Genomic DNA, 12,163 nt, shown 5'->3' with positions numbered 1-12,163 from the left:
TCTCGTCAAAGACAATTATTTTAAAAAGCCAAAATATTCATCGGCATTGTTGAAACTGATATCTTGGACCATTTTTCCTAAACGCTTTTCATCATTAGGAATTTGGCCTCGCTCAACCATTTCCCCAATCAACTCACACAACACACGACGGAAATATTCGTGGCGGGGATAACTTAAGAAACTACGAGAATCAGTCAGCATACCAATAAAATTACCTAATAAACTTTGTTCCATCAGTAGTTGTAATTGATTACGCATCCCTGCTCTAGTATCGTTGAACCACCATGCGGTTCCAAATTGGATTTTTTGTTTCATTCCGCCTTGGAAACAGCCCATGACCGTCAGTAACTGCATCCAATCATTTTGATTCAACGAATAGATGATTGTTTTTGGTAACTCCCCTTCTTTATAACCGGCGTCTAATAATTTACCTAAGAACAGCCACCGTTTCATCATTGATCGCATCATATCCTGTATCTGCCCCCATGCGTTTGAAAGTCGTTGAATTCAAGTTTCTAAGAGCATGCATATGGTATTGCATCGTCCAATCATGCTCTGCATAAACTTTAATCAGTGAAACTAATAATGCTGAACGATATTGTGCGACTTCTTTTGAACTCAATGATTGATTATGAAGCGCTTTACCTAAGATTTCATTTAATTCTTCAACTGTTGCTTCTTGATAATCCATACTGTCTAATGCATGATCACATATGGTACAGCCGTATTTTTCAAAATACTCCACTCGTTTTTCTAACGCATTTACCACATCTTTGAATTGATTTATTTTGATACCACTAACTTCACTCAAACGATCGATATATTCAGAAAAATCAGTTTTATGGATATTTAATGCCTTGTCCGGTCTAAAACCAGGGATCACTTTAAATCCATTTTCATTTTCTTGCACTTTCAACAGTTCATGGTAATGTAAATCATCGATTGGATCATCGGTAGTCGATAGGGCTTTCACGTTCATATTTCGAATTAGACTTTTTCTTGAAAAAGAAGATTCAGCTAATTTTTTATTTGCTTCTTCCCAAATTTCTGGAGCTGTTTCTGTTGTTAAAACAGTCTCGATATCAAAGAAACGTCTCAATTCAAGATGACACCATTCAAAAATTGGATTGCCATAAGCTTTTTCTAGCACCTCAGCAAAGGCTAAAAATTTTTCATAAGGATCACCATTTCCAGTGATCAATTCCTCCGGTACACCATTTGCTCGCATTAGTCGCCATTTATAATGATCACCAAAATTATTTCCTTCTGTCAGCCAAGCTTCCGTGATATTATTGAAGTTTTTATCTTCATAGATTTCTTTTGGGTTTAAGTGGCAATGATAATCGATGATTGGCATTTCTTTTGCGTACTCGTTAAAGAGTTTTTTTGCAATATCCGTAGTTAATAAAAAATCTTGATCTAAAAACATAGCATTTTCTCCTTATTATTATGAATTTTGATTTATGTTCTGTACTAATTTGCGTGCACCTTGCGTCAAGATAACCGCGACATCATTTTTTACTGTCTTCTCTAACTCAGGGTAGTTAGTCAAGTCTTCTCCCCAAAGTTCTTGATCGCTCAATACCGTGTGTACATAATCATTTGACGTCTTCATTTCTTTAAATTTAGCGATTGTCTCTTCCCCATCCACAGGTTGAACGGCGATTTCATCGTAATTACCATAGATAACTAGCAAGGCTGCCAATGCCGCAACCATCCGCTGTGGCACTTGATTTGTTTCGTTCAGTGTTTGAATGACTCCCGGCAACAATCTTGTTTTGTATTTTGAAATGCTGTTTAAGGCGATCGACTGCAACTCATGGTGAACAAATGGATTTTCGAAACGTTCTTTGATTGCTTCGCAGTAAGAAGCAAGTTCCTCTTTTGGTAAATCAATGATTGGTGAGATCTCTTTCGTCATTTCATCGTGGATAAATGGAGCAAAATCTATATCATTCATAACGGAGCCCACAGTGTCAATCCCAGCCAATAGACCTAATGGTGTCATGGTCGTATGTGGTCCGTTTAACAATCTGACCTTTCGTTCACGATATGGTTGCATATTATCGGTAATGATTACATTTAATCCTGCTTCTTTAAATGGTAAAACTTCGGCTAATTTTTTATTTCCTTCAATCACAAAGAGTAAGAAAGCCTCTGCTTTGACTAACATATTGTCTTCGTAACCAATCCGCTCAAATACTTCTTCTTTATTTTCATGAGGAAATCCCGGAACAATTCGATCAACTAATGTGCCATAAAAATAATTTTCCTTTGCGATCCATTCTTTAAATACCACACCTAGATTCCATAAATCAGCATAGTTTAAAATGATTTCTTTCAATTTTTCTCCATTATAGTTAATCAATTCACATGGGATGATATGAAAACCCGGCTTCCCTAATTCGAATCGTTTGTATAATAATTGAGTTAATTTACCCGGATAGGATTTTGCGGGTGCAGCCTCTTTTTTATCTGTTTCATCATAAGTAATGCCTGCTTCAGTAGTATTTGAAAAAATAACTTCAATTGTGTCCTCTTCAGCAAGTTTTAAGTAATCTGAAAAATTTGTATAGGGGTTAATTGTGTTATTGATTGCTGTGATCACTTCATCACTTTGAACTTTATCTCCATCTAACAATCCTTCTAATGTTACAGTATAAAGATTTTTTTGCGCTTCTAAATGATCGATCATTCCATTTTCAATTGGTTGAACAATCGTTATTCCTCCATTAAATAATTGTTGATTATTCATCTGTTGAATCTGCCAATCAATAAATGCTCGTAAAAAGTTTCCTTCGCCAAATTGAATTATTTTTGTAGGTAAAACTTTTTTATCCATTTTAATTTCCGTAATTTTTTTCATGCAGTTGCTCCTAACATTCTTCTTTGTTAACGTTAACAATAGCTGTAAAAAAATATTTCAATACTTTACATTCATCTTTGTTAGCGTGAACATTTGTTAGGAAGAGCTTATCATCATTTTATTGTGAAATCAATAACTTTTTTGAAAAAATAAAAACTAGTGCAAATATTTCTATTTACCTAGTCTTTGAGTTCCTCATTTTTATCTTACAGAATCACGAACTATTAATCCGCTATCGATATTATATTTGTATTTTTTAGGCGCTTTTTCTTCTAATAAATCTAATAAAATCTCCATTGATTTTTGAGCCATTTCTCGATAAGGCTTATGGATTGTCGTTAATGCGGGATTCATATACTTCGCATAGTTAGTATCATCAAATCCAATAATCGCAAGCTCATTCGGAACCAAATAACGCTCTTCATTACATGCTTTGATGGCTCCAATCGCCATATCATCATTGCCGCAAACGATTACTTCTGGCAAGACGTCATTATTTGCAATAATTTTTTTCATGGCTTCATAACCACTTGCAAGTGTATATTTTCCTTCTTCGATTGCCGAATGAACGATGGTAATTCCAGCATGATTACAAGCTTCTACTAATTTTTGATATCGCTTTTTAGCAGAAGAAAAACTAGAAAATCCTTTGATCGTTCCAACAGTCTTGATACCACATTCAACTAAATAATCGACCATTTCTTGAATACCAACAGACTCATTCGTTGATACATTATAAATTTCTGTATTTTCTATGTATCGATTCATTACCACGATAGGCAAATTTAATTTATGTAGATAGTCAATAAATGCATCATCTTTTTCGGATTGAGTCGCTATGATGACACCATCAAAACGGCCGATCACTGCTTCAATGAGTGAGTTCTTTGCACCATTAATATTCATCTTATCGATACTATTGACTGATAATAAATAATTATGAGGCAATTGTTGATAGATTTGATTAACCAAATCCCCTAAAAAAACTTCTGAGGTTCCTTCCATCGAACTAAAAAAGAGCCCAATTGAAAAATTCCGATTCATGACTAAACTTTTAGCATTATAATTGGGGATATAATTCAATTTTTTTGCAACTGCTAAAACTTTTTCTCGCGTGTCTTTTTTGATGCTACTGTTTGGTTGAAAAGCTCTTGAAACAGTCATATGAGAAACATTGGCTGCTTTTGCAACATCTTTACTCGTTACCATCTCGTTATCACTCCCTGTCGTTTATTTAAAAAGCAGTCTCTTTTTATGTACTATAGTGGTTTCTTTATATAAGTATAATTAGTTTGTATAAAAAAATGAATTTCAGGGATAGTATATCATCATAAATAACCCTATACTATTAAAGTTACATAAATAATACCCCCGTGCTCTTCTTATAAGAACACGAGGGTATCATACTTTTGAAATTTAAAGCAAGTCTACATTGACCAATTTTAATCATTTCAACATAAATATTTTAGTGATTGTTTGCTATTATTCTTCTAAAAATCAATAATTAGGCTTTTGATCTACCTAAAATAAGTGAAACAATTAAGACTAAAATAACAGCTCCAATAATTGAAGGAACTAAAGCCATACCTGCTAGTGATGGTCCCCAACTACCTAATAACGCTTGACCTAAAGCAGAACCGACTAAACCAGCAATGATATTAGCAATCCAGCCCATGCTGTTACCTCTTCCAGTGATCGCTCCTGCAATCACACCAATAATAGCGCCTACGATTAATGACCAAATTAAACCCATGATAATTCCTCCTCTATCTTATTTTTTTATTGTACTCGAGGTTCACGATTTTCTTCTATTTTTGCTTGTGCTTTGTTCGTGCCTCGGCTTACCGCATTTTTAGCTTTATCTGTTTGCTTAGAAGCAAATTGACCTGTTGTTTTTGCGGCTCCAGTTACTTTATCTTGAACCGTTTCACTCTCATCTTCATACTCAGCTCTTGACTTGATATCGACAACATTTACATTCACTTCGATAACTTCGAGATGTGTCATGTGTGCAACTTCATCTGTGATAACTTTTTTAATTTGATTATCGATCGCTGGAATATCACGTCCATACTCAATCACAACATCCATATCCACAGCAACTTGTTTTTTGCCGACTTCTGTTTCGATGCCCGCAGTTACGTTATCGGTATTGACTAATTTTTCAGCGATATTAGAGAAAAATCCGCCATCAACAGTTAGCAAGCCATCGATTTGTTCAACCGCTTTACCCACGATTTTTTGAATAACTTTGTCGTCATAAGTCAATTCACCTTTGACATTATCTGCACGATCATTTTTTGTAGTATCCTTAAAATTGGGATTAGCTGCGTGTTGCGCTCTTGTTTGTCCAGCAACACCTGGAGTTTGATTCAAATTATTGTTTTCAAAATTGTTAGCCATTATAAATTCCTCCGTCTTGTTTAAAATTCTAATTCATTTTTTAGTAAGTAAAAATAATTTATTTGTTTTCTCGCTGATTAAAAAATTCATTTAACAAGCCCGTTTGTTCAAGATAGAACCCAAGAGCCACTCCTAAACCAGTTAAAATGATAATTAACAAAGTTTTAAAGAAGCCAATAGAAACAAACAAGATAGCAAGTATCAAACCTAGTCCCCCGAAAATAATCGGGAGTTTATATTGTTCATATATTTTTTTCATGGAACTCCCTCCTATTCTACTCGTGAGCGATTTGCTTCATTTTTATCATGCTCATCATCATATTTTGCAAATGTGATATCAACTTTAACTTTTTCTTGGCTACCTAAAATATCTTGTAATTCTCGTTGGATTTCTTCCATTAAAGTTCCTGTTTTTCCAATAATAGAAGAAGTTCGTGTTAATTGACCTTTAACTTTTACCTTAATTTTATTTTTTGTCGCTCTTACTTTAACATTTGGTGATGAGACGAAGCCCACACCATTTAGTTTTGAACGAACAAACCCTTCAATTGCTTTTTTATCTAACGTCAATTGACCTTTGTCTTCTTTGAGTACAAAAGTTTGTTTTGCCTTCGGATAGAAGATGAGGAATAAGATAAAAATTAACAAGATAGCAATAAGCACCAACGCGACCCAAAATAGATATTGTCGGAAATAATAATTTGACAGTGAGCCTAGCAAGAATTCTGTACGTTTCATTCCAAATGGTAAACTTAAATATGGAGAACTGATTGCAAGGACTATCAAGAACACCGATATCAATATCACTGAAACAATAATCCCAACTGCTTTTAATCCACGATTCATGACGCACCTCCTTCAATATATTGCAACTGATTCGAAGTACTCTGATTATTAGTCTGTTGTTCGTATACTTTTGAATCAGTCTAGTAACTATCAACAAAGAGAATTAGCTTTCTCTTAATAAAACCATTATTAAATACTGGTGTTAAAGATTGATCGGCTCGCCACCCGTTACACCATAAATTTGAGCAGTAACATAGCTTGCATCATTTGAAGCTAAGAAGACATATACTGGTGCCAGTTCAACTGGTTGTCCAGCTCTTTCTAATAATGCTTGTTGTCCAAAATCTGGTAATTTTTCTTCAGGCTGTCCTTGATCCAACTGAAGCGGTGTCCAGATTGGTCCTGGTGCTACTCCATTGACACGGATACCTTTTTTAGCTAATTGGGTGGCTAAGCTAACCGTAAAGTTTGCAATAGCTGCTTTTGTAGCTGCATAATCCATTAAATTATCACTAGGATTAAATGCTTGTACCGAAGTCGTCGTAATAATACTGCTACCGGCAGGCAGATGACTGACTGCTTCTTGGACAATCGCAAACATCGAAATAATATTTATGGTAAATGTATCTTTTACTTGTTGAATAGGTAAAGTTTCAATCGATTCTTGGGAAATTTGTTGTGCTGAGTTAAGAACTAATGTATCTAATCCATTTAATTCTGCGACTGCTTTTGCAACGATTTCTTTTGGTGCCTGTTCATCCCTCAAATCATAGGGAAGTAATACGGCTTTTCTTCCAGCTGCTTCTATCAGTTCAGCAACTTCCTTTGCATCTTTTTCTTCACCTGGGAAGTATTGGAAAGCCACATCTGCACCTTCACGAGCAAATGCGATGGCAGCTGCGCGTCCAATTCCTGAATCTGCTCCAGTAATCAATACTCTGCGATTCTCCATTTTTTTACTTCCAACATAACTTTCTTCGCCGCAATCTGGTCGTGGTGTCATGTTTGTTTGGAGAGCGGGAGTATCTTGATCTTGTTTTTCAAAACGATCATTATAAAATAACTTTCTCGGATCTCTTAAAACGGGTTCTGTCATTTATTTCTCCTCACTTTCTATATTTATCTTAACGTACTTTAAAATTTTTTAAAAATGATACGCCTTTTTGCACCAACATTCACAATGTTTTTACTGAAAAATCGATAAAAATAGGCCTTTTATCGATAAAAGGTTATAAATAGAACTTCTATTACTTGAAGCTTCTAATATTTATCGAAAAATAAAAATAACATACAATAAAATAGCGGTACTCTTTTTATGTCAATCTCCATTTCTTGATCCTTTTAGAAAAGGGTTTCAAAAATTATAACTATAAAAATCAATTTTATAAAAAACGATTTATTTTATTAATTATATAAGTAGACCGGAAAAGAATGATTTAAGAAGACCGGAAAAGAATGATTTAAGAAGACGTTTCTTGGTTTTTACTGTAGTTATTCAATCAAAAAAAAATTTTTTGAGAATGAATGAATATGATCAAGGACAAAAATGGAAGATTTTCTTATTTTAAAGGGGCTTTCGATAAATCGATGATCCATCGGGCTATGTGACGCTTATAGTTTTTATTTTAAAAAATTCATTTGCGATATTAATAGTTCTTTATTCAACTGATGAATTATTGCGTATTATCGTTCTCTTAACCTAAAAAAAGTGCCTAGTAAAGGCACTTTTTTAACGATCTATTTTTCTAAATCAAGTAAATATTTTTTACGAGCTAAGCCTCCCGCATAACCGGTCAGTTGACCATTTTGTCCAATCACCCTATGGCAAGGAATTATAATCGCTATTTTATTTAAACCATTCGCTCTGCCTACTGCCCTGACCTTATTTCTGTCTCCCAAACGAATAGCTATTTCTTGATAACTCCGCGTATTTCCAGCAGGAATTAGTTCCAATTCTCTCCACACTTTTTTTTGAAAATCTGTCCCATCATAAAATAGCGGAATCGAAAAAGTCATCCTCTTCCTTGCAAAATATTCATTGAGTTGCTGCTCAACTTGCTTACTGATTAATGTCTGACCGTATAGAATGCGAAAATTATATTTGCTACGTAATTTTTCAATTTCAAGCTCAAGTCCGCGTCGGTCTTCAAACTCCAATAAATATAAATAATTCTCATCTGCTAAACACAACATACGCCCAATGGGTATGGATATAAATGAAGCAATCAAAGGTGTCCCTACCACTTTTTTAGCTGGATTACCCATAATTTTGCTGAAGGCGTCGTTAAATCCACTTGCCGATTCATACCCTACTTCCAATTGTTGATCGACTACTTTACTGCCCTTTTTAATTTCCTTAAAAGCTATTCCCATTCGTCTTGCTCGCGCATATTGGACAAAAGTCATCTGATAAACTTCTTTGAACTTTCTTCTTGCACTAGCAGAATGCAACCCAAGCTTAGAAAAATCGGCTTCTTTCCATCGCTTTTCAGGTTGTTCCTCCACCGCATCGACCAATAATTGAACTTCTTCAGGAATCATTTGTGGAAATGACAGTGGTCGACAGATTTTACATGGCCGATAGCCCGCTAATAATGCTTCTTGAGCGGTCTTATAAAATTCACAATTCTCAAATTTAGGCTTACGTGCTGTACATGACGCATGACAAAATATACCTGTTGTTTTAATCCCCGCATAAAAAATTCCATCATAGGCACGATTTTTAGTTATTAAAGCTTGGTAATATTCTTTTTGTTGTTCTAAAGAAACAATCATTGTACTCGCCTCCTTTACAGCTTTAGTTTACTACGTTAGCAAGTATTATTCTTACGAAAATTGAACAACTAATTTTATAGATTTAAATAACCAGTAAATTAGTAGTAAATATGTTTAAACAATGTAAAATACATATAAAATAACTAATGTTTGACATTTTAAAAAAGCTGATTTATACTTTCTTCTATAAAGGAGCTGGCGTAGATGAATCAACAAGAAGCCAATCGTCGAATGGAAGAAGAAATTCAATTCTTCCCTTGGTTTATCCAAAACTATTTCCGAAAAAAAAGTGGAGATCAATACTCATCCATCACTCTTTATGAATATGCAAAAGAATATCGTCGTTTTTTAAACTGGCTGATTCAAGAAAGTTTCTCTTCTGCAGATAAGATATCAGAAGTTACTTTAACTGAATTCGCTAATTTATGGCCAGAAGATTTAGAATTTTATAAAGCACATTTAGTCAAGGCCCCTAAAATTCTAAAAGAAACAACTCAAAAACGTTTAGAAGAAAATGATCAGTCTTTACCGTTGAGACAAAATGCTACTGTCCAACGTGGTATTACAGCCTTACGTTCCCTCTTCAATTACTTAAACGATGCTGTTGATCGTAATAGCGGAAAACCTTATCTTGAACATAATATGATGGCAAAAGTAGCGAATGTCAAGGACAATAAAACAATGGCCGAACGTGGAGCTGCAATAGAAAAAAAATTATTTTTAGACGAAGAAGCCATCGACTTTTTAGACTATATCGAACATCGCTATATCGATACTTTAGAAACACGGCAAGCAATCACCGCTTTTAAGAAAAATCAAGTCCGTGATCTAGCAATCATTGCACTCTTCTTAGGTACTGGGATGCGTCTTTCAGAATTAGTCAATATGAATGTTCAAGATTTAGATCTAACTTCTGGTGAAGCACGGGTTTACCGTAAAGGTGGAAAATGGGATATGGTCGTTATCTCATCGATTGCTATGGAATTTTTAACGAATTACCTGGCTCAACGAGAAAATCTTTATCAGCCAGCTGAAACAGAGACTGCGCTTTTTTTAACACGCTATCGAGGTAAAGCAAAACGGATCGCCAGTGGCGCAGTTGAAGCAATGGTCGGAAAATATTCCGAAAGTTTCAAAATAAAAATATCTCCTCATAAACTGCGTCACTCAGTGGCAACACAACTATACAGCAAAACCAATTCTTTGATCCAAGTTGCCGAGCAGCTTGGTCAATCCGGCACTTCAGCTACAACCGTTTATACACATATCGCCGGCAAACAAAAACGCGATGCGATGAATGATTTGTGGACGTAAACAAGCTTAAATAAAGAACCATATAAGACCCCTGTTTAATAAATCGGGGTTTTATATGGTTTTTTTGATAACTTTTGCGTTCTATTTCATTTCTGAAATAAATTCTTCAATCATCAGATTAAAACTTTCATCATCGTCCATCCGAGGATTTTGGAAATATCCGAGTTGATTTAACGTGATATAGCCATGCAACATGCTCCTAAACGATCTACTTTTAACAATCGTTTTTTCTTCAGAGAGATCAAAACTAGTAAGAAGTTTAGTCAACACTTGATTGCTTTTAGCACCCGCTTCACTCAATCCTGTATTTTGCATCAATGGAATTGTATTTAATAACTCATACACCGAAGAAAATTTTTTAGAGAATGTACGATAAGTTAAGGCATATTGTAAAAGCGCCTCACCTTTAGATTTACCTACTAATTCTTTCATTAACAATTCATTAAGCTCTTGATGTAAATAAATCGCTGTTTGAATTTTTAAATCATCTAAATTTTTAAAGTGGTTATATAGTGATGGGGTCTTAACTTCTAATTTTTCAGCAATTCTAGGAAAACTTACTTTATTAAGACCTATTTCATGGGTTAATTTAATGTACAGATTGATAATTTTTTCTTTAGATAAATCACGCTTTTGAGAAGAATTCTCCGTATCTTTCATAAATTTTATCTCCTTATGCTATCTAAAATTTAGGATAACACAACTGTAAGTTACTAATCAATAATTGACAAGCTACTATTAGTAGTTTATATTTACGTTTGTTAATTTAGAAAGAAGGAATTATCGTGTCGAAACTTAAAAATTGGTTTTTCGGCGGTGAATTGTGGCAACGAAATTTACGGATACTTTGGTTTGGGGCTTTTATGACAGGAATTGGAGCGAGTATCGTTTCCCCTTTTCTCTCACTGTTCATTGATTCTTTAGGAAACTTCACACATAAAGAATTGAGCTTTGACAGTGGGATCATCTTTGCCAGTACCTATTTGATGACTGCTATTGTCTCGCCATTTTGGGGGAAATTAGCTGATCAAAAAGGACGAAAACCGATGCTGATAAGAGCTAGCTTAGGAATGGCGATTACTATTTTTTTAATGGCTTTTGTTACTTCTATTTGGCAATTGCTTGTATTACGAATGTTATTAGGAGCATTCTCAGGTTTTACTAGTAACTCCATCGCATTGATGGCGATTATTACTCCTAAAGAAAAATCTGGCCAAGTTTTAGGTACTTTATCAACCGGCACAGTTGCTGGTACATTACTTGGTCCAATCGTGGGTGGAATGATCGTTGCCCATACCAGTTATCGTGCAGCATTTGCACTCACTGGTAGTATCATGTTTCTTGTTTTTCTGCTAACTGTTTTCTTTGTAAAAGAAAAATTTGAACCAAAGAAAAAAACTGATATTTTACCAGCTCGGGATATGCTCAAAAAAATAACCTCTCCAAATATCGTAATCGGTATGTTGTTTACCACCATGATTTTACAATTGACCGATAAATCAATCAGTCCAATTCTTAGTCTTTACGTTAGAGAACTCGTTAGCAATTCCCAAATGGTTACTATTTTTAGTGGAATCGTTGCTTCTGCACCTGGACTTGTCATGATATTTGTAGCCCCTCTATTTGGGCGACTTGGAGACAAAATCGGACAATACAAAATACTTTTTATTGGAATCAGCGTGTCCTTAATTATTTACCTATTACTAGGATTTACGACCAATATCTGGCAAGTCATTATTTTAAGACTTTTTATCGGCGTAAGTGATGCTGCCTTAGCACCAAGCGTACAGATTATTCTTTCACGCAATACACCTATTGAAGCAACAGGTCGTATCTTTAGTTACAACCAAACAATGCAATCGATCGGAGCAGTGATTGGACCGTTGGCAGGATCAGCAATTGCCGCTAGCTTTGATTACAGGATGGTCTTTTTCTTTGCCGTAATCTGTATTATTTTTAATTTAATCAATTATGGAACCAATTTTAAACATTTAAAAATTCAAAATTAGGATGGTCTCA

General features: G+C 34.7%; 11 protein-coding genes and 1 pseudogene. 2 read left to right on the top strand and 10 right to left on the bottom strand.

Translation table 11 applies throughout. From position 1 onward, the window contains the following. Window positions 1-15 precede the first annotated feature (15 nt). The 9 genes and pseudogenes from uxaC to RV04_RS04195 all read right to left on the bottom strand — a co-directional run bounded on the left by uxaC (window position 16) and on the right by RV04_RS04195 (window position 8,830). Window positions 16-1,429, bottom strand: a pseudogene (gene uxaC, locus RV04_RS04235) (glucuronate isomerase). Between the two features lie 18 nt (window positions 1,430-1,447). Continuing rightward, window positions 1,448-2,866: a tagaturonate reductase gene (locus tag RV04_RS04230; protein WP_071857231.1), complete on the bottom strand. Its 1,419-nt coding sequence runs from the start codon at window positions 2,864-2,866 to the stop codon at window positions 1,448-1,450. A 201-nt stretch (window positions 2,867-3,067) separates the two neighbouring features. Beyond that, entirely contained in the window at window positions 3,068-4,075 is a 1,008-nt protein-coding gene (locus RV04_RS04225; protein ID WP_071857230.1) for a LacI family DNA-binding transcriptional regulator, read from the bottom strand. A gap of 295 nt (window positions 4,076-4,370) precedes the next feature. Further along, window positions 4,371-4,619, bottom strand: coding sequence for a GlsB/YeaQ/YmgE family stress response membrane protein (locus RV04_RS04220; RefSeq protein ID WP_071857229.1), 249 nt, complete (start codon window positions 4,617-4,619; stop codon window positions 4,371-4,373). 26 nt (window positions 4,620-4,645) lie between these two features. After that, the gene (locus RV04_RS04215) at window positions 4,646-5,269 is read right to left on the bottom strand and encodes an Asp23/Gls24 family envelope stress response protein (RefSeq protein WP_084405517.1); all 624 of its coding nucleotides are present in this window, start codon (window positions 5,267-5,269) and stop codon (window positions 4,646-4,648) included. Between the two features lie 58 nt (window positions 5,270-5,327). After that, the gene (locus RV04_RS04210; protein WP_071857228.1) at window positions 5,328-5,528 is read right to left on the bottom strand and encodes a DUF2273 domain-containing protein; all 201 of its coding nucleotides are present in this window, start codon (window positions 5,526-5,528) and stop codon (window positions 5,328-5,330) included. 11 nt (window positions 5,529-5,539) lie between these two features. Beyond that, the gene (gene amaP / locus RV04_RS04205) at window positions 5,540-6,115 is read right to left on the bottom strand and encodes an alkaline shock response membrane anchor protein AmaP (RefSeq protein WP_071857227.1); all 576 of its coding nucleotides are present in this window, start codon (window positions 6,113-6,115) and stop codon (window positions 5,540-5,542) included. Window positions 6,116-6,257: 142 nt separating this feature from the next. After that, a complete protein-coding gene (locus RV04_RS04200; RefSeq protein WP_071857226.1) occupies window positions 6,258-7,151 on the bottom strand; it encodes an SDR family oxidoreductase in 894 nt (297 codons plus the stop codon). A 641-nt stretch (window positions 7,152-7,792) separates the two neighbouring features. Continuing rightward, the gene (locus RV04_RS04195; protein ID WP_084405516.1) at window positions 7,793-8,830 is read right to left on the bottom strand and encodes a bifunctional transcriptional activator/DNA repair enzyme AdaA; all 1,038 of its coding nucleotides are present in this window, start codon (window positions 8,828-8,830) and stop codon (window positions 7,793-7,795) included. Between the two features lie 204 nt (window positions 8,831-9,034). Between RV04_RS04195 and xerS the strand changes: the two genes are divergently transcribed. Further along, a complete protein-coding gene (gene xerS, locus RV04_RS04190; protein WP_071857225.1) occupies window positions 9,035-10,144 on the top strand; it encodes a tyrosine recombinase XerS in 1,110 nt (369 codons plus the stop codon). Between the two features lie 81 nt (window positions 10,145-10,225). Here xerS and RV04_RS04185 read toward each other — a convergent pair whose 3' ends face one another. Continuing rightward, window positions 10,226-10,804 carry a TetR/AcrR family transcriptional regulator gene (locus RV04_RS04185; protein ID WP_071857224.1) on the bottom strand — a complete coding sequence of 193 codons (579 nt, stop codon included), beginning with the start codon at window positions 10,802-10,804 and terminating at the stop codon, window positions 10,226-10,228. Window positions 10,805-10,926: 122 nt separating this feature from the next. Here RV04_RS04185 and RV04_RS04180 point away from each other — a divergent pair, with 122 nt between their 5' ends. Further along, on the top strand, window positions 10,927-12,153 hold the full coding sequence (locus RV04_RS04180; protein ID WP_084405515.1) for an MFS transporter: 1,227 nt from the start codon (window positions 10,927-10,929) through the stop codon (window positions 12,151-12,153). Window positions 12,154-12,163 lie beyond the last annotated feature (10 nt).

Origin of the sequence: Enterococcus hermanniensis, from assembly GCF_001885945.1 — a bacterium.
Lineage (GTDB): Bacteria > Bacillota > Bacilli > Lactobacillales > Enterococcaceae > Enterococcus_A > Enterococcus_A hermanniensis.
The sequence above is the reverse complement of the archived record's forward strand: the minus strand, read 5'-3'. Positions and strand labels throughout refer to the sequence as shown.